The sequence below is a fragment of the Bordetella genomosp. 5 genome, assembly GCF_002261475.1.
In the GTDB taxonomy this organism is placed as follows: domain Bacteria; phylum Pseudomonadota; class Gammaproteobacteria; order Burkholderiales; family Burkholderiaceae_B; genus Bordetella.
In genome coordinates this window covers 506231-526484 of sequence record NZ_NEVN01000001.1, presented here as the reverse complement: position 1 = coordinate 526484, position 20254 = coordinate 506231, and the positions used below count along the sequence as shown (strand labels likewise).

Below are 20254 nucleotides of genomic sequence, written 5' to 3'. Positions count from 1 at the left end.
CCGCCTTGGGGCGGCCCGGCGGCGGGCGGATGCCCCCACGCCGCGCCTTCGGCTTGCTGCCCCCCAAGGGGGCTCGCTGTATGGACCGGGGACATGGGTGACAGGTGTGCGGGGACATGGGTAACAGGTTGACCAGGTTACTTTACGGTCCTTAAATCGATCTGCCCGAGGCAGTGATGGCAGAAGAAGATATCGAACGTGCCGTCTGCTTGCGCCCTTGGCCTGAAGGCGACGTACTGGCCGCGCAGGCCGACCGATAGGCGCAGCTGCCTGCCCTGCAGATCGACCCAGCCACCATATTGCACCTTGCGTACCAGGGTGTCCGGGGCATAAACGACGGGCGGCAGAACGCGCGGCATCGTGCGCGGGCTGGGTCGGTATCGTTGCGCAGGCGTTTGCATATCCAGTGCCTGGTGCGGGCGTTCGTGGTTGTAGATCCAGCGCCAGGGATCGAACTGACGCTGGGCATCGTCAAGGTCACGGAAGCGCCGGGTGCCTAGCACTTCCGCCTTGAAGGTGCGATGGAACCGTTCGTCCTTGCCATTGCTCTGCGGATGCGCCGGTCTGTTGTGTGAGAGATCAATGCCGAGCCTGATGAACCAGACGGCCAGCCGCGTCAGCGTGTCCATGCCTGAGGCCGCCCAGGGCGTGCCGTTGTCGGTGTTGATGCGCCTGGGCAGACCGTAGCGGGAGAACGCTTGCACCAGCGCAGCCTGAACGGGCTCGAAGCGCTCGGCAGCCATGGCCTGCAAAACGATGTTGTAGCGGGAGTGATCGTCGATGACCGTGAGCGGATGGCATCGCTGCCGATCAGTGGCAAAGTGACCCTTGAAGTCCATCTGCCATAGGTCGTTGGGCGCCTCATGCTCGAACCGCTGCCAGGGTCGTCCTGCACCAGAAGACGTATCTGCCAAGCGGCCATGACGGCGAAGTACCTCCGTGACAGTGCTGGGTGCCAGCATCACCCCTTGATCGCGCAGCAATACGTGAGCGATCTTGCGGCCGCCCCAGGCGGGATGACGCTGCCGGACCTCGAGCACCAGCGCCTCAAGCGCCTCAGATGTGCGCCCAGGCGTACGCCTAGGGCGCCTCGATAAGGGCTCCAGTCCGGCTGACCCCCGCTCTTCGTAGCGGCCCAGCCACTTATATCCGGTCTTGAGACTGATGCCGAAACGTCGGCATAACTCGCTCACGTTGGCGCCGAGCTGTGTGGCTAACGCCACAAACTCCGTCTTCTGATCGCTCACGGTAACAGCACTCCAAGGCATGGAACTCTCCCGGGCATCTAGTCCGGAAAAGTGTCACCCATGTCCTCGTACACCTGTTACCTATCTGTCCGGTCCATACACTCGCCCGCCTTGGGGCGGCCCGGCGGCGGGCGGGTTTCTCCGCGCCGGGCATTGGTTTGCTGCGCGCGGGCCATAAACAAAAAGGCCGCTTTCGCGGCCTTTTTGGGGGACATTAGCGCTTGCTGAACTGCTTGCGCCGACGTGCCTTGCGGAAGCCGACCTTCTTACGTTCGACTTCACGCGCATCACGGGTCACGAAGCCGGCTTGCGACAGCGCGGGCTTGAGCGTCGCGTCGTAGTCGATCAGCGCACGGGTGATGCCGTGACGAATCGCGCCAGCCTGGCCGGTTTCGCCGCCGCCGTGGACGTTGACTTTGATGTCGAACGACTCGGTCAGGCCGGTGAGTTCCAGCGGTTGACGCACGACCATGCGGCCGGTTTCACGAGCGAAGAACTCGTCGACGGGCTTGCCGTTGACGATGATCTTGCCAGTGCCCTTCTTGACGAAAACACGAGCCACCGAGGTCTTGCGACGGCCGGTTCCGTAGTTCCAGTTACCGATCATGGCGTTTCCTTAGAAATCCAGCGGCTTCGGCTGCTGGGCGGTGTGCGGATGCTCGGCACCGGCGTACACCTTGAGTTTCTTGATCATGGCGTAGCCCAGCGGACCCTTGGGCAGCATGCCCTTGACGGCCTTCTGGATCGCACGACCGGGAAAACGCTCTTGCATTTTCTCGAAGTTCGTTTCGCGGATACCGCCCGGGTACGTGGTGTGGCGGAAGTACTTCTTGTCCTTCGCCTTCGTACCGGTCACGACGATATCGGATGCGTTGATGATGACGATGTAATCGCCGGTATCAACGTGCGGCGTGAATTCAGGTTTGTGCTTGCCACGCAGACGGTGTGCGACTTCGCTGGCCACACGACCGAGGACCTTGCCCTTGGCGTCGATCACAAACCAGTCACGCTTGACTTCATGCGGCTTGGCCACAAAGGTCTTCATGATGGTTCCTTAAAAGTTTTCCCGGCAACGATTTGCCTGGGATGTCTTCCCAAATCCGGCAAGGCCCCATCTGAAGAAGGGTGTGTCTTGCGCGGTACTTTTGCCCCCCGCCTAAGCGTTATTACCCGCCCGTGTAGGAAGTCAAACTAAGGGAAGCCGACGATCATAGCATGATTGCTCAAAAAATGTGCAAACCCCGGCGCGAGGCCGGGGTTGCATAGTGCGTCGGGAGGATCCACCGGGCACGGCGTTGCGGGCGGGCCACAAAACCCCGACCGCCGCGCCGGCGGGCGGCGCGTGCCCCGAGGAATCCCGCCGGGAACGCGCGCCTGCGCCGGGAGACGCCGCCTTACTTGCGGCGGGCGGCCAGCGCCACGCCCAGATACTGGTCGTAGGAGCCTTCGGCCAGACGGAACCAGGGCAGCAGCTCGTCGCGGAAGCCCATGTAGTTGTCGTAGAGGGCCTTGAACTTGGGATCCTTGGCCGAAAACTCGCCGTAGACGGTCTCGGCGGCCGCGAACGACGCATCCATCACGGCGCGCGGGAACGCACGCAGCTCGGCGCCGCCGGCGATCAGGCGGCGCAGCGCGGCGGCGTTCAGGGCGTCGTAGCGCGAGGTCATGGCCACGTGGGCCACGCGGCTGGCGGCCTCGACGATCGCCTGGTAATTCTTGGGCAGCGAGCCCCAGGCGCCTTCGTTCAGGTACAGCGAGACCTGCGGACCGCCTTCCCACCAGCCCGGGTAGTAGTAGTACTTGGCGACCTTGTTGAAGCCGAGCTTCTCGTCGTCGTACGGACCCACGAACTCGACGGCGTCCAGCGTGCCCTTCTCGAGCGAGGGGTAGATATCGCCACCGGCGATCTGCTGGGGAATCACGCCCATGCGCGACAGCACTTCGCCGGCAAAGCCCGCGGTGCGCATCTTCAGACCCTTCAGGTCTTCGACGGTTTTGATTTCCTTGCGATACCAGCCGCCCATCTGCACGCCGGTGTTGCCCATCGGCAGGTTGACGATCTTGTGCGGCTTGAACATCTCACGCGTGAGCTTCATGCCATCGCCATCGAACATCCAGGCGTTCATCTGGCGCGCGTTCAGACCGAACGGCACGGCGGAGTCGAAGCAAAGCGCCGGATCCTTGCCGTAGTAGTAGTACGAGACCGTGTGGCCGCACTCGATGGTGTTGTTCGACACGGCGTCGAACACCTGCAGCGCGGGGACGATTTCGCCGCCCGGGAACTGACGGATGTTGAACTTGCCGCCCGTCGCTTCATTGACGTACTTGCAGAAGATTTCTCCGGTGCCATAGAGCGTGTCCAGGCTGCGCGAGAAACTGGAAGCCAGGCGCCAGTTGAGGGCGGGCATTTCCTGGGCGAAAACGGGTGCGGCGACGGCCGCGCTCCCGGCGACTGCGCCGAGACCGGCCTTCTTCAAGAACGAACGACGTTGCATGTGACGGCTCCTCCTGTGGAACTCGAGGGGTTTACGTATGGGGTTTACTTTTAATTACTGGGCGATATTACACGCTGTCGCGCGAGCGCCCCGGCTGGCGAGCCGCACCGGGGCGTGTTGCGCTGCGGAAAATCGAGCTGCCATGCGGCCCGGCGGGCCACATGCCCTGGAGAGGGTTGCGGCGGCTGGGGCCGCCGGCCATCGCCGTTGCCAGGCGCAGGGCTCAGCCCGAGAAACCGGACGCCTGCGCCAGGCCTCGCGACAGTCGCGCTCAGGCGCCCGCGACCGACATCTGCTCGATGAGGATCGAGCCGGACGTCTTGGTGCCGCGCGAAATGGTATCGGCGCCCACGGCGACGATCTGGCTGAACATCTCGGCCAGATTGCCCGCGATCGTGACTTCTTCGACGGCATGCTGGATCTTGCCGTTTTCGACCCAATAGCCGAACGCGCCGCGCGAGTAGCCGCCGGTGACGTAATTGACGCCCTGACCGATGAGCTCGGTGACGAGCAGCCCGGTGCCCATCTTCTTGAGCATGGCTTCGAAGTTGTCGCCGCGGCGGGTCTTGCGCGATACCAGGCTCAGGTTGTGCGAGCCGCCGGCGTTGCCGGTGGTGGCCATGCCGAGCTTGCGCGCGGTGTAGCTGGACAGGAAGTAGCCTTCGAGCGTGCCGCCATCGACCACGCGGCGCGCCTGGGTGCGCACGCCTTCGTCGTCGAACGGCGAGCTGCCCATGGCGCCCGCCACGTGCGGATCTTCGAGCACATCGATGTGGTCGGGAAAGATCGGCTTGCCGAGCGAGTCGAGCAGGAAGCTGGCCTTGCGATAGAGCGCGCCGCCACTGGTCGCCTGGGTGAAGGCACCGAGCAGGCCGAGCGCCAGCGGCGCCTCGAACAGCACCGGCACCTTGCCGGTGGGAATGCGGCGCGCCGACAGACGGGCCAGCGTGCGCTCGGCGGCGTAGCGGCCGACGGCCTCGGGCGAGGCCATGCGGGCCGCATCGCGCTCGGACGTGTACCAGTAGTCGCGCTGCATGTTGTTGGTGCGGCCCGCGATCGGCGCCACCGACAGGCTGTGGCGCGAATAGGGATAGCCGCCCATGAAGCCACGGGTGTTGCCCATCACGAACTGGCCTTCGTAGGTGCCCACGCTGGCGCCATCGGTGTTGGTGATGCGCGGATCCACGTCGCGGGCGGCGCGCTCGGCGCGCAGCGCCAGCTCGGCGGCCTCGGCGGTGGTCACGGACCAGCCATGATGCAGACGCAGGTCGGGGAATTCGGTGGCCAGCATGTCGGCGTCGGGCAGACCGGCGGCGCTGTCGGCCGCGGTATGGCGCGCGATGTGCCAGGCGGCCTCGACGGTCTGACGCACGGCCTCGTCGGAGAAGTCGGAGGTTGAGGCCGAACCGCGGCTCTGGCCGGCGTAGACGGTGATGTCCAGCGAACGATCACGCGTCTGTTCGACGGTTTCGATGTCGTTTTTGCGCACCGACACGGACAGACCCAGGCTCTCGGACACTTCGGCCACGGCATCGCTTGCGCCCGCCTTGCGCGCGTGCGCCAGCGCGCTCTCGACCAGTTCGGAAAATCGCGCGTGATTCGCGGCGATGGGCAGGGAAGAAGAGGAAGTGACCATTGCTGTCCAATTTGCAGAGACGGTTATCATAGCCAAGTCCGTCTTTTTGCAGTGTTCCAATGAGTTTTCCACACCAGGATTCCGGCGACGACGCCGAGTTCGACGACAACGGCTACGACCGCCCCAGTAAATCCCAGGTCAAACGTGACCTGCTCGCCCTGGTCGACCTGGGCAAGCAGCTCATCGACCTGTCGCCGGGTCAGCTGCGCCAGTTGCCGCTCGAAGAGCGCCTCTACGAGGCCATTCGCGAGGCCCAGCGCACCACCAGCCGCGAAGGCTTGCGCCGCCAGACCCACTTCGTGGGCAAGCTGCTGCGCATCGCGCCGGTCGACGAAATACGCCACCAGCTCGACGTCTGGGAAAACGGCTCGCGCGAAGAAACCGCCGCGATGCACCGGCTCGAAGGCCTGCGCGACCGCCTGCTGGCCGACGACGAAGCGCTCACCACCTTGCTGCAGACGCACCCGAGCGCCGACGTGCAGCAGTTGCGCGCCGTGATCCGTGCCGCGCGCAAAGAATCGCAGCAGAACGCCGCGCTCAATCCGGGCCAGGAACCCCAGCGCAAGCAGTATCGCGCGCTGTTCCAGGCGCTCAAGGCCCTGCTCGCCTGACCCTTCTTCCTTGAATCCAAGCCGCACCGACATGACCGATACCGCCGACCTGCTGGACTGCATCGAACTCGAAACCGGGCCCAACCCCACCCATGCCGTGATCTGGCTGCATGGGCTGGGCGCGGACGCCAACGACTTCGTGCCGGTCGTGCCGGAACTGCGGTTGGGCGCCACGCCGCCCGTGCGCTTCGTGTTTCCCAACGCACCGGTGCAGCCCGTGACCATCAACGGCGGCATGGCGATGCGTTCGTGGTACGACATCCTGGTGCTCGATCTGGTGCGCCAGGAAGACGCGAATGGCATCCGCGCCTCCGAAGCGGCGGTGCGGGCGCTCATCGCACGCGAGAACGCCCGTGGCATTCCGACCTCGCGCATCTTCCTGGCAGGCTTTTCGCAAGGCTGCGCCATGACGCTGCACACGGGGCTGCGCCTGGGCGAAAAGCTGGGCGGCATGATCGCCCTGTCGGGATATCTGCCCCTGATCGACCTGGCCGAGGCGGAACGCCACGAGGCCAATCGTGACACGCCGATCTTCATGGCCCATGGCCTGCACGATCCGGTCGTCAACATCGCCCGCGCCGAGGCCTCGCGCGCCCGGCTCGAAGCTCTGGGCTACGACGTGCGCTGGCACACCTACCCGATGCCGCATTCGGTCTGCCTCGAAGAGATCACCGCCATCGGCGAGTTCCTGCGCGAACAGACCCGCTGAGGGCGCGCGACACCGCGGCCCGCGCTACGTGGTCCCGCAGCGCGGCCGGGGCCTGGTGCGGTCAGGCCAAACGCTGCCCGGTCTGGCGCGGCCCGGTCTGGCGCGGCCCGACCTCGCCCGCTCCGGCAACGAAGCGCCGCATCCCGGCATCAACCGCTCATCCGTCCGCTTGTATACAAGCGGGTATCCCACAAGGCCGTAAAAACGCGCTTTCTACAGGAAAACGCTAGGTCTGCCCGTCTTGTTCGGCGCGATCGCTGAATATAGTATTCAATCCATGCCCCGCGCCCGCCTCCGGACGCGTTCGGGCAGGCGGGGCCCCCCAAGGCCATCCCGGCTCACGCCGCCGCCCATGTCTTTGCGCTTTACCGCTGGTCCTGCTGTCGCTGCACCGCTGTACGACGCCTCACTCCTTTCCCTCGATTCCGCGGTCCGCTCACCGCCGGCGCAGCCGGGCAGGCGGCCGGCCCGCGCATGCCCGGAGTTCGCCGTGAAGACTTTCCCATCCGCTTCGATTGGCCGCTGGCTGAGCGCCGCCGCCCTGCTCTGTTCCGCGTCCGCCGTGATGGCCGCCGAGGCGCTGAATCCTCCGGTCAAGGTGCGCTACGAAGAAGTGGTGCGCTCGATCCTGTATGTGCCGAAGTACGTCGCGCTGTCGCAGGGCTATTTCAAGGAGGCGGGGCTGGACGTGTCCATGAAGACCTCGCAGGGCACCGACAAGGGCATGACCGCCCTGCTGTCGGGCAGCGCCGACATCGTGCTCATCGGGCCCGAGGCATCCATCTATGTGCAGAACAGCGAATCGCCGGTCAAACCGCGGATCTTCGCCGGCCTCACGGCCACCGACGGCTTCTTTCTGCTGGCGCGCAAACCGGTCGACAAATTCGACTGGAGCATGCTCAAAGGCAAAGAGATCATCGGCTTTCGTCCGGGCTCCAACCCCATCGTGTTTCTCGAAACAGCCTTGCGCAAGCATGGCATCGATCCACAGAAAGACGTGAAGCTGCTCAACAACATTGGCATTCCGGCGCGCGCCGGCGCCTGGATGGCCGGCCAGGGCGAGTACGGCATCTTCCTGGAACCCGAAGCCGGCGAGCTGGTGCGCAACGGCAAAGGCCACATCGTGGCCTCGATCGGGCATGAAGTCGGTCAGGTCGACTACACGGTCTTCACCGCCACCGACAAATACATCCGCGACAACCCCAAGGTGATCCAGGCCTGGACCGACGTGGTGGCGCGCGCCGAAAAATACGTACAGGCCACGCCGGCCGCCACGCTGGCACCGCAGATATCGAGTTTCTTTCCGGGCATGGACCAGGCAGGGATCATCGACGCGATCGAGCGCTACAAGAAATACCAGATCTGGAAGACCACGCCGCTCGTCACGGCGCAGGCCATGAACCAGCTGCAGGACATGCTGGTCGCGAGCGCCGTGATGAAGGAAAACGCCCGCGTGAAGTACGAAGACGTGGTGGTGGCCGACTTCGCGAAAAAGGCGCAGCCATGAGCGCGGTCGTGCATACCCTCGCGCCGTCTGCGGCGGCCGCCACGGCGAAGATCGAGATCCGCGACGTGTGCCTGAGCTACTTCACCCCCGAGGGCGAGACGCAGGCGCTGGACAACGTCTCGTTCGAGCTGGCCGCGGGCGAGTTCGTCAGCCTGATCGGTCAGAGCGGATGCGGCAAGAGCACACTGCTCTCGCTCATGGCGGGCCTGATCTCGCCCACGTCCGGCAGCGTGCTGGTGGACGGGGTGCCGGTCACCAAACCGTCGCCGCGCATCGGCTACATGCTGCAGCAGGACTATCTCTTCGAGTGGCGCAGCATCCTCGACAACGTGATGCTCGGCGCGGAGATCCAGGGCCGGCGCGATGCCCGCAGCGAGGCGCGGGCGGTGCATCTGCTCGAGAAATGCGGGCTCGGCGCGTTTCTTACGCACACGCCGCGCCAGCTGTCGGGCGGCATGCGTCAACGGGCCGCGCTCGCGCGCACCCTGGTGACCGAGCCGGACGTGATCCTGCTCGACGAGCCGTTTTCCGCGCTGGATTCGCAGACCCGCATCGCGATCTCCGACGAGGTGGTGGACATTCTGCGACGCGAGGGCAAGACGGTGGTGCTGGTCACGCACGACATCGGCGAAGCCATCGCGATGACGGATCGGGTGATCGTGCTGTCGCGCCGGCCCGGGCGCATCAAGAGCCAGCACCGCATCAATTACGCGCAACCGCGTCCCACGCCGTTCCAGGCGCGCACGCGGCCGGAATTCAACGCCTACTTCGATCAGCTCTGGAAGGAGCTGGACGTTCACGTGGAGGGCTGAACCATGAATGCTCCCGCCGTCGCGCTGCGCCCGGTCGCCGCGCCCAGCCCGCAATACCAGGCCTATCTGCGCAGCAGCCAGCGCCGCAAGCATCACATCCGGCTCGCCCAGCTGGCGCTGCTGGTGCTGTTCTTCGCGCTCTGGGAGATCCTGCCGCGCATGCATGTGCTCAACCCGCTGCTGACGAGCTATCCCAGCGCGCTCTGGCCGACCTTCATCGAGCTGTGGCGCAACGGCAATCTGTTCCACCACATCCTGACCACGCTGTCGGCCACGCTGGTCGGCTTCGGCCTGTCGATGGCGCTGGGGATCGCCTGCGCGGCCCTGCTGTGGTGGTCGGACTTCGCCTACAAGGTGCTGGACCCGTTCCTGGTCGTGGCCAACGCCATGCCCAAGATCGCGTTCGTGCCCATCTTCTATCTCTGGCTGGGTTCGGATTACGCCGTGTACGGCATGGCCGTGGCGATTGCGGTGTTCGTGACCATCATGGTGGTCTATGCGGGCTTTCGCGGGATCGACGCCAACAAGATCAAGCTCGCCCACACCTTCGGGGCGTCGCGCTGGCAGATCCTGACCAAGGTCGTCCTGCCGGGCAGCGTGCCCACCCTGATCGCCGCCGTGAAGATGAACATCGGCCTGGCCCTGGTCGGCGTGATCGTCGGTGAATTCCAGTCGGCCGACTCTGGCCTGGGCTTTCTCATCATGAACGGCAGCCAGATCTTCAAGCTCAACATCGTGATGACGGCGATCACGCTGCTCGCGGTGATCTCGAGCCTGATGTATCTGGTGATCTATCGCGTCGAAGCCGCCGTGATGCGGCGCTACGCCTGACAAGGAGACGAAGATGGAATTTCCTCAGTGGGTCCAGGACCGCGTCATCGCCCGCCAGGGCCGTCTGCATCCGTACGATCACTTCGACGCCGCCCGCACGGCGGTGGTGGTGATCGATATGCAGCGCTACTTCACCGAGCCCGGCTTCCAGGGCGAGTGCGCGCCGGCGCGCGACATCATCGCGCCGATCAACCGCCTGTGCGCGAGCCTGCGCGACGCCGGCGGCACGGTCGTGTGGGTGCAGACGGCATCGGATAACGCGGACACCTTCTGGGCGCATCACCACGGCGTGATGCTGACGCCCGAGCGCAGCCGCCGGCGTCTCGACACGCTCAAGCGCGACGCGCCGGGCTACGCACTCCACCCCGAGATGGACGCCCGGCCTGGCGACCTGCGCGTGACCAAGCGCTTTTACAGTGCGCTCGCACCCGGATCGTCCGAGCTCGAACCGCTCCTGCGCGGCCGTGGCATCGACACGCTGTTCATCACCGGCACGGTCACCAACGTGTGCTGCGAGTCGACCGCGCGCGATGCGATGATGCGGGACTTCCGCACGGTCATGATCGACGACGGGCTCGCCGCGGTCACGCCAGAGGAGCACGAGCACGCCCTCCAGGGCTGGATCCTGTTTTTCGGCGACGTGCTCACCGTGGACGAAGCGGCCGCGCGGCTGCGACCGGCGGCGCAGCAGCGCAAGACGGCCTGAGCCGCGTCAGTAGGTCTCGAGGTGCAGGCGCCCTTCGCGGCGCAGCCGATCGGACAGGCCGGCCCAGTCGTGGCCGGCCTCGCTCGCGATGTCGGCCAGCGCCGCCAGCACGCCCGCCTCCATTCCCTTGAGGCCGCACACGTACACGAAGGTATCGCCCTGCACGAGCAGCCGCAGCACGTCGGCGGCGCGCTCCCGCATCACGTCCTGCACATAGCGGCGCGGCTGGCCCGGCTCGCGCGAGAGCGCCAGATTGATATCGATGAAGTCGCGCGGCAGCTTCATGAGCGGCCCGAAATACGGCAGTTCGCGTTCGGTGCGCGCACCGAAGAACAGCATCAATTCGCCCAGCTGGCCCTCTGCGATACGGCGGCGGCTGTTTTCGGTCATGGCGCGCATGGGCGCCGCGCCGGTGCCGGTGCAGATCATCATCAGATTGGCGCGCGGATGGTTCGGCATCAGGAAGGTGTTGCCGAATGGCCCGATCACGCTGACGCTGTCGCCCTTGGCCAGATCACAAAGATAGTTGGAACAGACACCCTGCACGGCGGCGCCGTCGTGGGTCTCGGTCACGCGCTTCACGGTGATCGAGAGATTGTTGTAGCCCGGACGCTCGCCGTTGCGCGGACTGGCGAGCGAGTACTGGCGCGCATGGTGCGCGCGCCCCTGCGCGTCGGTGCCGGGCGGCAACACACCGATCGACTGCCCTTCGAGCACCGGAAAGGGCAAGGCGCCGAAATCGAGCACGATGTGATGGATGTCGCTGTCGGTGTCGGCATCGGTGACGCGATAGTTGCCCACCACCGTGGCCGTCACGGGCTTCTTGTGCGTGTAGAGATTGACGTAGGGGTGCGCGGCGGACCAGGGCGGTACGTGCGCGCCCGACGCGGGCAAGGCCGGCGTGCCTACCTCGCCGGGCGCCGCGGCGTCGGCCGCCGCGGTATCGACCGCCGCGGCATCGGCCGCCGCGGCGACGGCCGCCGCGCCTTCCGCCAGCGGCTTCTCGGCGGGCAGCTCATCCCAGGAGAATTGCTCGTCCAGCGTGTATGCCTCGCCCCGCGCCACCAGCCGCCAGTTGTCGATCGAGCCGGTCGGACACGGCGGCACGCACGCCATGCAGCCGTTGCACACCTCGGCATTGACCACGTAGTTGCGGCCGTCGTGCGTGATCGCGTCGATCGGACAGGTCTCTTCGCAGGTATTGCAACGGATGCAGATCTCGGGGTCGATGAGATGCTGCTTCAGGAGCTCGCTCGACAAGGGCGCATTCATGATGGCATCCGGAATCAGTTGAAGCGCACGTACTCGAAGTTCACCGGCTGGCGATTCACGCCCATGACGGGCGGCGCGATCCAGTTGGCGAACTTGCCGGTATCGACCACGCGGCCCATCAACGAGGCCACGAAGGCCTTGTCTTCGGGCGAGGCGAGCCACTTATCGCGGTTGGCCTGCCACTGCGCTTCGGTCAGCACCTCGCCCTCGGGCGACACGCGAATACCGGCCAGCGTGCCGATCTGGCGGTTGAACGCCTTGTGCGGCACGCTCAGACGGAAGCCGATGCCGTTTTTCTCGATCACCTTGTTCCAGCGTCCCACGCCCGCCATCGAGTCGCGGATGAAGTCGTCGCGCAGCACCTCATTGAGCGTATTGAGCATCGGCACCTCGATCTCGCGCAGCCGGCCGTCGGTCACCGTCAGCACGCGATAGGTGTCGTTCTTGAGCTGATGGTCGTCGCCGCGCTTGCCTTCTTCGTAACGGCCCTTCAGGCCCGAGCTGTAGAAGATCGCGGCGTTGGAAGACTGATCGGCGCCGAACAGATCGATCGTGACGCTGTAGTGGAAGTTGAGATAGCGCTGGATGGTGTCCAGATCGATCACACCGGCGGCACGGATGGCGGCCGGGTCGTCGGTCTTGAGCTGGTTCATTACCTCGCAGGTGCGCTGGATCACGCGCGACACGCCCGACTCGCCCACGAACATATGGTGGGCCTCCTCGGTCAGCATGAACTTGGTCGTGCGGGCCAGCGGATCGAAGCTCGACTCGGCCAGCGCGCACAGCTGGAACTTGCCGTCGCGATCCGTGAAGTACGTGAACATGTAGAAGGCCAGCCAATCCGGCGTCTTCTCGTTGAAGGCGCCGAGAATGCGCGGATTGTCGGCATCGCCCGAGGAGCGCTGCAGGAGCGCGTCCGCCTCTTCGCGGCCGTCCCGGCCGAAGTAGCGATGCAGCAGATACACCATGGCCCAGAGATGGCGCCCCTCCTCCACATTGATCTGGAACAGGTTGCGCAGGTCGTATTGCGACGGCGCGGTCAGACCGAGGTGACGCTGCTGCTCGATCGAGGCCGGTTCGGTGTCGCCCTGCGTGACGATGATGCGGCGCAGGTTGGCGCGGTGCTCGCCCGGCACGTCCTGCCAGACGTCGCGGCCGATGTTCTCGCCGAAGTGAATCTTGCGCTGCCCGTCCAGCGGGGCCAGGAAGATGCCCCACCGATAGTCGGGCATCTTCACGTGGTCGAAATGCGCCCAGCCATCGGGCTCGACGCTCACCGCGGTGCGCAGATACACGTCGTGCTGGTGCGAGCCGTCGGGCCCCATGTCGCGCCACCATTGCAGGTAGTTGGGCTGCCAATGCTCGAGGGCACGTTGCAGCGTGCGGTCGCTCGACAGGTTGACGTTGTTGGGGATCTTGTCGGTGTAGTTGATGCCGCTCATGTCTCTCTCCGATGGGGGAACGCTGACGCCGAACGCGTCGCGCTCAGACCCGGTTCCAGTCGAAATTGGCCTGCTCGCCCTTGCCGTACAGCTTGAGCGCACCCTTCTCGCCCACCGCGTTGGGACGATTGAAAATCCAGTTCTGCCACGCGGTCAGACGCCCGAAGATGCGCGTCGCCATGTTCTCCTTGCCGCCGAAGCGCAGATTGGCCTCCATGCCCGTGAGCGCGTCGGGCGACAGCGCCCGGCGCTCTTCGAGCGCGAGGCGGATCTCGTCGTCCCAATCCAGCTCGTCGGGTGCGTAGGTGACGAGCCCCAGCGCCAGCGCCTCGCGCGCATCCAGCGCCCGGCCGGCCGCGCCGCGCAGCGGCTCGAGTGCCGCGGCCTCTTCGTAGAATCGGCGCTGCAGCCGGCTCTGGCCGGTGACCATCGGGTAGGCGCCGAAATTGCGCTCGTTGAGCGTGATGCGCGCGGGCGCGTCGGCCTCTTCGTCGTCGCGCATGTAGATGCGATCGGCCGACAGCGCCAGCTCGAGCAGCGTGCCCACGAAACACGAGCCCGGCTCGATGAACGCGAACAGCGTGCGGGAGGTGACATCCAGGCGTGCGAAGGTCCGGCGCAACATGCCGGTGGTCTCGCGCACGAACCAGTGGCCGGCATGGCGTTCGAGCACCGCGTCGGCGGCCAGTACCTGGGCGGGATCGCCTTCGGTCTTGAGCACCCAGGTGCCGATGTCGAGCTCATTGGTGCGCATATAGAGAATCGCATCGTCGAGCTCGCGCGCCAGCGCCAGCGGCCACCAGTCCGCGCCGGCCTCGACGATGGCGCCGATCTCATCGGCCACCGGCGCCTGCGGCGCGCATATCGTCCAGGTGGCCTGGCGCGCCTCGCGATCGATCGCCACGTCCACATGGCGATAGCGCAGCCCTTGGGCGTCGGCCTCGCGGGCAAGCGGCGTGAGCGCCACGCCCTGGCCGCCCGGGCGATCGCTGGTCTCGGCCAGCGCCCGGGCACGCGCCTGCACGGCCTCCTGGAACTGCGCGGGTTTGACCACGTCGTCGACCAGACGCCAGTCCTTGGCGCGCTGGCCGCGCACGCCTTCCACCAGGGTGCAGAAGATGTCGGCGTGATCGTGCCGCACGCGGCGCTTGTCGGTCACGCGGGTGAGTCCGCCGGTGCCCGGCAGCACGCCCAGCAGCGGCACTTCGGGCAGCGCGACGGCCGATGACCGGTCGTCGACCAGCAGAATTTCGTCGCAGGCCAGCGCCAGCTCGTAGCCGCCGCCCGCGCACGCGCCATTGAGCGCGGCGATGAATTTCAGGCCGCTGTACTGGCTGGCGTCCTCCATGCCATTGCGGGTCTCGTTGGTGAACTTGCAGAAGTTCACCTTCCAGGCATGCGACGACAGGCCCAGCATGAAGATGTTGGCGCCCGAACAGAACACGCGGTCTTTCATGCTGGTCACCACGACCGTGCGCACTTCGGGATGCTCGAAGCGGATGCGCTGCAGGGCGTCGTGCAGTTCGATGTCGACGCCGAGGTCGTAGGAATTGAGCTTGAGCTTGTAGCCGGGGCGCAAGCCTGCGTCCTCGGCCACGTCCATCGCCAGGGTGGCGACGCTGCCCTCGCAACTGAGCCGCCAATGGCGGTAGCGGCTCGGATCGGTGCGGAAATCCACTGCAGGTGCAACAGAACTCATGCTTGTCTCCTACGGCCTCTCTCGGTGCCTGTGTCTCATCACAGAGGCACAATACTGCATGTGATGAATTAAAATGCAGAATAGTGCGCGAGAGTAGGCACGTCAAGCACGACGTGCACAAAAATGCAGTTTTTTACAGAGGCAGGCCGCAGGCCTTGCGCACCTGCGTGCGCAGCCCGGCAAAGCTCTCGGGCAGGCTCAGCTCGCTGGTCACCCAGGTGAGATCGGCCTTGGCATAGAAGGCCTCGCGCCCGGCCAGGATCCGCTTCAGGTCGGCCATGGCTTCGTTGTTGCCGGACATCGGCCGGAAGTCGCCCTGCGCCATGACCCGCCCCATGTGCTCTTCAGGGGTGGCGCGCAGCCAGACCGTATAGCAGTGCGTGAGCAGCAGGTTGAGCGTGGCCGGCTCCGACACCAGGCCGCCGGGCGTGGCCAGCACCATCTCGGGGTAGATCTGCACCGCCTCTTCGAGCGCGCGCCGCTCGTAGCGGCGGTAGGCATTGGGGCCGTACAGATTGTGGATCTCGAGGATGCTGCAGCCCGCCACCCGCTCGATCTCCTTGTTGAGCTCGATGAACGGATAGCCGAGATCGTCGGCCAGCATCTGGCCCAGCGTGGACTTGCCGGCGCCACGCAGGCCGATCAGCGCGATGCGCTGGTAACGATTGGGACGCTGCGCGCCCGCGCCCACGCCGAAGAGCTGGGTCAGCACCTCGCGCGCGCGCTGCAGGTCGGATTCGCTGCGGCCGCTGAGCAGTTCGCGGATCAACAGCCACTCGGGCGACTCGGTGGTGACGTCGCCCACCAGCTCGGCCAGCGCGCAATTGAAGGCGCGCGCGATTTGCAGCAGCACGAGGATCGAGGCATTGCCCACCCCGTGTTCGAGATTGGCCAGATGGCGCTCGGATACCCCGGTGCTCTGGGCCAGGCTTTTGCGCGTCATGCCGCGGATGGCGCGCAGGCGCCGCACCCGCTCGCCCAGGGCGATCAGGAACGCCTCGCGCCGCGGTTCGGTCGGCGCAGATTCGAGCGCTTGCTCCATGGGATAGATGCTCCGCAATAACCCTTAAACGCAAGGTGACATGAACTATAGTGCTTGACGCTCGCTTTTTAAAGCACTATTTTTCCATCACCTGCATGAAGTTCGGCTGAAAACGCCCGCGGCGCCCGGCAAAAACACGCACTGTTTTGCATCCGGAAGACGCGGGGTCGTTAGTGTAAAGGACGCTGCCATGAGTACGCCTGAACAGTTCCATAGCCTGGTCCGGGAAGCCACGGACCAGATCGGCCCGGCCCCGCTGGACGCGCAGCTCCAGGCCCGCCTGAATCGCGACCTGGGCCCGCAAAGCGAGTGGTATGCCCGTCTGTTCGAGGCCTGTCTGGGCGGCATCGCGGGGGGGCGGCGCCGCCGCATGACACCCGCCATGACCTCATTCGCCCGCGCGCGTCCGCCCTGAACGCACCGCATCTTGGCCGCCTATCGACACGCGCCAACCGGAGTCCTTCAGAGCCGCACGACGGCCCGGACCCGGCCCCTCGAGGAGACAACCATGCATGACTGCCCGACCGAGCTGAACTACGCCAGCTACCTGGCGGCGCTGAACGCGCCGCGCGCGGCCAAGACCGCCTATATAGACGACCATCGTCAGCTCAGCTACGGCGAACTGGCCGAGCGCGTGGCCCGCTTCGCCGGTGCGCTGCGCCAGCTGGGCCTGCGCCGCGAAGAGCGCGTGCTGCTCGTCATGCACGACACGGTGGACTGGCCGGTCGCGTTTCTCGGGGCCTTGCATGCCGGCGTGGTGCCGGTCGCGGTGAACACGCTGCTCACGCCCGACGACTACGCCTATATCGCCACGCATTGCCGCGCACGCGCGCTGGTCGTGTCCGGCGCACTGCTGCCGACGCTGCGCCAGGCGCTCGCGCAGGGGCCGGGCGACATCGAACACACCATCGTGTCGCAGCCCACGGCAACGGGGCAGCCCGGCGATCTGGCGTTCGAGACCCTGCTGGCCGACGCGCCGATCGCGCCCGCGACCCGCACGCTGGCCGACGAGATCGCGTTCTGGCTTTATTCGTCCGGGTCGACCGGCAAGCCCAAGGGCGTGGTGCATACGCACGGCAACCTGTGGCATACCGCCGAGCTCTACGCCAAGCCCGTGCTAGGCATCCGCGAGGACGACGTGGTGTTCTCGGCCGCCAAGCTGTTTTTCGCCTACGGGCTGGGCAACGGGCTGACGTTTCCGCTGTCGGTCGGCGCCACCACGGTGCTAATGGCCGAGCGGCCCACGCCGCAGGCGGTATTCCAACGCCTCGTCACGCATCGGCCCTCGATTTTCTATGGCGTGCCGACGCTGTACGCCAGCATGCTGGCGGCCACCGATCTGCCGGACCGGGGCCAGGTCGCGCTGCGCGTCTGTACCTCTGCCGGCGAGGCGCTGCCGCGCGACATCGGCGAGCGCTTCACGCGTCATTTCGGCTGCCGGATCCTGGACGGCATCGGTTCCACCGAAATGCTGCACATCTTTCTGTCGAACCAGGCCGACCAGTTTCGCTACGGCACCACCGGCAAGCCGGTGCCCGGCTACGAGGTGCAGCTGCGCGACGACGCGGGCCAGCCCGTGGCGATCGGCGCCATCGGCGATCTCTACATCAAGGGGCCGAGCGCGGCACTGATGTACTGGAACAACCGCGACAAGACGCGCCAGTGCTTTCTGGGCGACTGGCTCAAGAGCGGCGACAAATACGTGTGCGACGCCGACGGCTACTACACCTATGCCGGCCGCAGCGACGACATGATCAAGGTCAGCGGCCAGTATGTGTCGCCCGTCGAGGTCGAGAACGTGCTGATCCAGCACGAGGCGGTGCTCGAGGCGGCCGTGATCGGCGTGCCGGACCACGACGGGCTGGTCAAGACCAAGGCCTACGTGGTGCTGCGGCCGGGCTACGCGCCGGACGAGGATACCGGCGCGGCGCTGCAGCAGTACGTGAAGCAGCATCTCGCGCCCTTCAAGTACCCGCGCCAAATCAATTTCACCGAAGAGCTGCCCAAGACCGCGACCGGCAAGATCCAGCGCTTTCGCCTGCGGCAGCTCGAAGAAGCGTCGCTGTAGCCGCCCCTCGTTGATCCCGAAGTCTTTCGTCGACAGTCCGCCGACACGCCGGCCACCCCTCACACGCGGCCGATAACAACCACAGGAGACATCCGCCATGACCCCGATCCTGAATCGCGCTGCGCTGCTTGCCGGCACCGGCGCCCTGTTGCTGCTCGCCTCTCCCGCCCACGCGGCCGACAAAATCAAAGTGGGCTTCATGCTGCCTTACAGCGGCACCTATGCGGCGCTCGGCACCGCCATCGAGAACGGCTTCAAACTCTACGTACAGGAACAGGGCGGCAAGCTCGGCGGCCGCGAAGTCGAATACTTCAAGGTGGACGACGAATCGAACCCGGCCAAGGCCTCGGAAAACGCCAACCGCCTGATCAAGCGCGACCAGGTCGATGTGGTGGTCGGCACGGTGCACTCGGGCGTGGCGATGGCGCTGGCCAAGGCGGCCAAGGACAGCGACACCACGCTCATCGTGGCGAATGCCGGCGCCGACGCGATCACCGGGCCGATGTGCGGCCCCGGCATCTTCCGCACCTCGTTCACCAACTGGCAGCCCGCCTATGCCATGGGCCCGGTTGCGGCCGCCGAAGGCCGCAAGACGGCCATCACGGTGACCTGGAAATACGCGGCGGGCGAAGAGGCGGTCAAGGGCTTTCGCGAAGGCTTCGAGAAGGCCGGCGGCAAGGTCGTCAAGGATCTGACGGTGCCCTTCCCCAACGTCGAGTTCCAGTCCGTGCTGACCGAGATCGCGGCGGCCAAGCCCGACATGGTGTTCACCTTCTTCGCGGGCGGCGGCGCGGTGAAATTCGTGCAGGATTACCACGCGGCCGGGCTGGGCAAGACCATCCCGCTGTACGGGTCGGGCTTCCTGACCGATGGCACGCTGCAGGCGCAGGGTGCGTCCGCGCAGGGCCTGCTGACCACGCTGCACTATGCGGACGGCCTGAACACGCCGCGCGACAACGCCTTCCGCGCGGCCTATGACAAGGCCTACAAGCTGCAGCCGGATGTCTATGCCGTGCAGGGCTACGACGCGGCGCAGCTGATGCAGGCGGGGCTGGGCGCGGTGAAGGGCGATATCGGCAAGAAGGCCGATTTCCGCAATGCGATGCGCGCCGCCACGATCGACAGCCCCCGCGGCGCGTTCACGCTGTCGCCGGCCGGCAATCCTGTGCAGGACATCTATCTGCGCAAGGTCGACGGCATGGAGAACAAGGTGCAGCGCGTCGCGGTGCAGAAGCTCGCGGATCCCGCGCGCGGCTGCAAGCTGTAAGGCACGGGGCAGCGCCATGGACTCCGGCATCTTCCTGATCCACACGCTCAATGCCCTGCAATACGGCCTGTTGCTGTTCCTGGTCGCGAGCGGGCTGACGCTGATCTTCGGCATCATGGGCATCATCAACCTGGCCCATGGCAGCTTCTACATGATCGGCGCCTACATGGCGTTCGCGCTCGGCCCGCTGGTCGAGCGCACGCTGGGCGGCGGCTTCTTCGTCACGCTGCTCGTGTGCGTGCTGGCCGCGGTGGTGCTGGGTTACGTGCTGGAGGCGCTGTTCTTCTCGTTCCTGTATCGCCGGGACCATCTGCAGCAGGTGTTGATGACCTACGGCCTGATCCTGGTGTTCGAGGAACTGCGCAGCATGCTGGTGGGCAACGACGTGCACGGCGTGCCGATGCCGGCCTGGCTGGCCGGCACCGTGCCGCTGGGCGATGTGATGACTTATCCGGTCTATCGCCTCTTCGTGGCCGGGGCCGCGCTGGCCGTCTGCGGCCTGCTCTACTGGATCATCACGCGTACGCGGGTCGGCATGATGGTGCGCGCCGGCGCCAGCAATCGCGAGATGATCGGTTCGCTCGGCATCGACATCAACCGGCTCTATCGCTGGGTGTTCGCCGGCGGCGTGGCGCTGGCCGCGTTGGCGGGCGCGCTGGCCGCGCCGATGTCGTCGGTCTATCCCGGCATGGGCCACGGCGTCCTGATCATCTGTTTCGTGGTGGTGGTGATCGGCGGCATCGGCTCGGTACGCGGCACGTTCTTCGCCGCGATGCTGGTCGCGGCGGTCGAGACCTACGGCCAGGTTTTCTTTCCGGCCGCCGCGGGCGTGCTGGTCTATGTGTTGATGGCGGCGATCCTGCTGTACCGGCCCGAGGGCCTGTTCAAGCACGGTTGACGGCTGGAGCCG

The 20254-nt window shown here is 66.0% G+C and carries 19 protein-coding genes; 10 read left to right on the top strand and 9 right to left on the bottom strand.

What is annotated here, in order from left to right; translation table 11 throughout:
- Nucleotides 1–137: 137 nt before the first annotated feature.
- From CEK29_RS02480 to pmbA, 5 genes are all read right to left on the bottom strand, one after another.
- A complete protein-coding gene (locus CEK29_RS02480) occupies nucleotides 138–1268 on the bottom strand; it encodes an IS481 family transposase (RefSeq protein ID WP_094857226.1) in 1131 nt (376 codons plus the stop codon).
- A 193-nt stretch (nucleotides 1269–1461) separates the two neighbouring features.
- A complete protein-coding gene (gene rpsI, locus CEK29_RS02475; protein ID WP_094798604.1) occupies nucleotides 1462–1854 on the bottom strand; it encodes a 30S ribosomal protein S9 in 393 nt (130 codons plus the stop codon).
- Nucleotides 1855–1863: 9 nt separating this feature from the next.
- A complete protein-coding gene (rplM, locus tag CEK29_RS02470; RefSeq protein WP_094798603.1) occupies nucleotides 1864–2292 on the bottom strand; it encodes a 50S ribosomal protein L13 in 429 nt (142 codons plus the stop codon).
- Nucleotides 2293–2641: 349 nt separating this feature from the next.
- On the bottom strand, nucleotides 2642–3742 hold the full coding sequence (locus CEK29_RS02465; protein WP_094798602.1) for a TRAP transporter substrate-binding protein: 1101 nt from the start codon (nucleotides 3740–3742) through the stop codon (nucleotides 2642–2644).
- A gap of 271 nt (nucleotides 3743–4013) precedes the next feature.
- Entirely contained in the window at nucleotides 4014–5378 is a 1365-nt protein-coding gene (gene pmbA, locus CEK29_RS02460) for a metalloprotease PmbA (protein ID WP_094857225.1), read from the bottom strand.
- Nucleotides 5379–5437: 59 nt separating this feature from the next.
- Here pmbA and yjgA point away from each other — a divergent pair, with 59 nt between their 5' ends.
- The 6 genes from yjgA to CEK29_RS02430 all read left to right on the top strand — a co-directional run bounded on the left by yjgA (nucleotide 5438) and on the right by CEK29_RS02430 (nucleotide 10554).
- Complete coding sequence (gene yjgA / locus CEK29_RS02455) at nucleotides 5438–5989, top strand: ribosome biogenesis factor YjgA (protein ID WP_094798600.1); 552 nt, start codon at nucleotides 5438–5440, stop codon at nucleotides 5987–5989.
- Nucleotides 5990–6020: 31 nt separating this feature from the next.
- Nucleotides 6021–6698, top strand: a complete 678-nt coding sequence (locus tag CEK29_RS02450; protein WP_094798599.1) for an alpha/beta hydrolase — start codon at nucleotides 6021–6023, stop codon at nucleotides 6696–6698.
- Nucleotides 6699–7188: 490 nt separating this feature from the next.
- The gene (locus tag CEK29_RS02445; RefSeq protein ID WP_094798598.1) at nucleotides 7189–8205 is read left to right on the top strand and encodes an ABC transporter substrate-binding protein; all 1017 of its coding nucleotides are present in this window, start codon (nucleotides 7189–7191) and stop codon (nucleotides 8203–8205) included.
- Nucleotides 8202–9017, top strand: a complete 816-nt coding sequence (locus CEK29_RS02440; protein ID WP_094857224.1) for an ABC transporter ATP-binding protein — start codon at nucleotides 8202–8204, stop codon at nucleotides 9015–9017. Before CEK29_RS02445 ends, CEK29_RS02440 begins: the two co-directional genes overlap by 4 nt.
- Nucleotides 9018–9020: 3 nt before the next feature.
- Complete coding sequence (locus CEK29_RS02435; RefSeq protein WP_094798596.1) at nucleotides 9021–9848, top strand: ABC transporter permease; 828 nt, start codon at nucleotides 9021–9023, stop codon at nucleotides 9846–9848.
- Nucleotides 9849–9861: 13 nt separating this feature from the next.
- Nucleotides 9862–10554: an isochorismatase family protein gene (locus tag CEK29_RS02430; RefSeq protein WP_094857223.1), complete on the top strand. Its 693-nt coding sequence runs from the start codon at nucleotides 9862–9864 to the stop codon at nucleotides 10552–10554.
- A gap of 6 nt (nucleotides 10555–10560) precedes the next feature.
- Here the strand turns inward: CEK29_RS02430 and boxA are convergent, their stop codons facing one another.
- The 4 genes from boxA to CEK29_RS02410 all read right to left on the bottom strand — a co-directional run bounded on the left by boxA (nucleotide 10561) and on the right by CEK29_RS02410 (nucleotide 16009).
- Entirely contained in the window at nucleotides 10561–11826 is a 1266-nt protein-coding gene (gene boxA / locus CEK29_RS02425; protein WP_094857222.1) for a benzoyl-CoA 2,3-epoxidase subunit BoxA, read from the bottom strand.
- A gap of 14 nt (nucleotides 11827–11840) precedes the next feature.
- Nucleotides 11841–13268 carry a benzoyl-CoA 2,3-epoxidase subunit BoxB gene (boxB, locus tag CEK29_RS02420; RefSeq protein ID WP_094857221.1) on the bottom strand — a complete coding sequence of 476 codons (1428 nt, stop codon included), beginning with the start codon at nucleotides 13266–13268 and terminating at the stop codon, nucleotides 11841–11843.
- 43 nt (nucleotides 13269–13311) lie between these two features.
- Nucleotides 13312–14967: a 2,3-epoxybenzoyl-CoA dihydrolase gene (boxC, locus tag CEK29_RS02415; protein ID WP_094857220.1), complete on the bottom strand. Its 1656-nt coding sequence runs from the start codon at nucleotides 14965–14967 to the stop codon at nucleotides 13312–13314.
- A gap of 133 nt (nucleotides 14968–15100) precedes the next feature.
- The gene (locus CEK29_RS02410; protein ID WP_094857219.1) at nucleotides 15101–16009 is read right to left on the bottom strand and encodes a helix-turn-helix transcriptional regulator; all 909 of its coding nucleotides are present in this window, start codon (nucleotides 16007–16009) and stop codon (nucleotides 15101–15103) included.
- Nucleotides 16010–16199: 190 nt separating this feature from the next.
- On the opposite strand from CEK29_RS02410, the gene CEK29_RS02405 reads away from it, so the two are divergent.
- The 4 genes from CEK29_RS02405 to CEK29_RS02390 all read left to right on the top strand — a co-directional run bounded on the left by CEK29_RS02405 (nucleotide 16200) and on the right by CEK29_RS02390 (nucleotide 20242).
- Nucleotides 16200–16424: a DUF4863 family protein gene (locus CEK29_RS02405; RefSeq protein WP_094857218.1), complete on the top strand. Its 225-nt coding sequence runs from the start codon at nucleotides 16200–16202 to the stop codon at nucleotides 16422–16424.
- Between the two features lie 93 nt (nucleotides 16425–16517).
- Nucleotides 16518–18077, top strand: coding sequence for a benzoate-CoA ligase family protein (locus CEK29_RS02400; RefSeq protein ID WP_094857217.1), 1560 nt, complete (start codon nucleotides 16518–16520; stop codon nucleotides 18075–18077).
- 97 nt (nucleotides 18078–18174) lie between these two features.
- Nucleotides 18175–19344 carry an ABC transporter substrate-binding protein gene (locus tag CEK29_RS02395; protein WP_094857216.1) on the top strand — a complete coding sequence of 390 codons (1170 nt, stop codon included), beginning with the start codon at nucleotides 18175–18177 and terminating at the stop codon, nucleotides 19342–19344.
- A 16-nt stretch (nucleotides 19345–19360) separates the two neighbouring features.
- Nucleotides 19361–20242, top strand: coding sequence for a branched-chain amino acid ABC transporter permease (locus CEK29_RS02390; protein WP_094857215.1), 882 nt, complete (start codon nucleotides 19361–19363; stop codon nucleotides 20240–20242).
- The last annotated feature ends 12 nt before the right edge of the window (nucleotides 20243–20254 follow it).

Bases quoted from the DNA above. Each gene is read 5' to 3' on its own strand.
- CEK29_RS02480 (WP_094857226.1), bottom strand. From the start codon at position 1,268: ATGCCTTGGAGTGCTGTTACCGTGAGCGATCAGAAGACGGAGTTTGTG.
- rpsI (WP_094798604.1), bottom strand. From the start codon at position 1,854: ATGATCGGTAACTGGAACTACGGAACCGGCCGTCGCAAGACCTCGGTG.
- rplM (WP_094798603.1), bottom strand. From the start codon at position 2,292: ATGAAGACCTTTGTGGCCAAGCCGCATGAAGTCAAGCGTGACTGGTTT.
- CEK29_RS02465 (WP_094798602.1), bottom strand. From the start codon at position 3,742: ATGCAACGTCGTTCGTTCTTGAAGAAGGCCGGTCTCGGCGCAGTCGCC.
- pmbA (WP_094857225.1), bottom strand. From the start codon at position 5,378: ATGGTCACTTCCTCTTCTTCCCTGCCCATCGCCGCGAATCACGCGCGA.
- yjgA (WP_094798600.1), top strand. From the start codon at position 5,438: ATGAGTTTTCCACACCAGGATTCCGGCGACGACGCCGAGTTCGACGAC.
- CEK29_RS02450 (WP_094798599.1), top strand. From the start codon at position 6,021: ATGACCGATACCGCCGACCTGCTGGACTGCATCGAACTCGAAACCGGG.
- CEK29_RS02440 (WP_094857224.1), top strand. From the start codon at position 8,202: ATGAGCGCGGTCGTGCATACCCTCGCGCCGTCTGCGGCGGCCGCCACG.
- CEK29_RS02435 (WP_094798596.1), top strand. From the start codon at position 9,021: ATGAATGCTCCCGCCGTCGCGCTGCGCCCGGTCGCCGCGCCCAGCCCG.
- CEK29_RS02430 (WP_094857223.1), top strand. From the start codon at position 9,862: ATGGAATTTCCTCAGTGGGTCCAGGACCGCGTCATCGCCCGCCAGGGC.
- boxA (WP_094857222.1), bottom strand. From the start codon at position 11,826: ATGAATGCGCCCTTGTCGAGCGAGCTCCTGAAGCAGCATCTCATCGAC.
- boxB (WP_094857221.1), bottom strand. From the start codon at position 13,268: ATGAGCGGCATCAACTACACCGACAAGATCCCCAACAACGTCAACCTG.
- boxC (WP_094857220.1), bottom strand. From the start codon at position 14,967: ATGAGTTCTGTTGCACCTGCAGTGGATTTCCGCACCGATCCGAGCCGC.
- CEK29_RS02410 (WP_094857219.1), bottom strand. From the start codon at position 16,009: ATGGAGCAAGCGCTCGAATCTGCGCCGACCGAACCGCGGCGCGAGGCG.
- CEK29_RS02405 (WP_094857218.1), top strand. From the start codon at position 16,200: ATGAGTACGCCTGAACAGTTCCATAGCCTGGTCCGGGAAGCCACGGAC.
- CEK29_RS02400 (WP_094857217.1), top strand. From the start codon at position 16,518: ATGCATGACTGCCCGACCGAGCTGAACTACGCCAGCTACCTGGCGGCG.
- CEK29_RS02395 (WP_094857216.1), top strand. From the start codon at position 18,175: ATGACCCCGATCCTGAATCGCGCTGCGCTGCTTGCCGGCACCGGCGCC.
- CEK29_RS02390 (WP_094857215.1), top strand. From the start codon at position 19,361: ATGGACTCCGGCATCTTCCTGATCCACACGCTCAATGCCCTGCAATAC.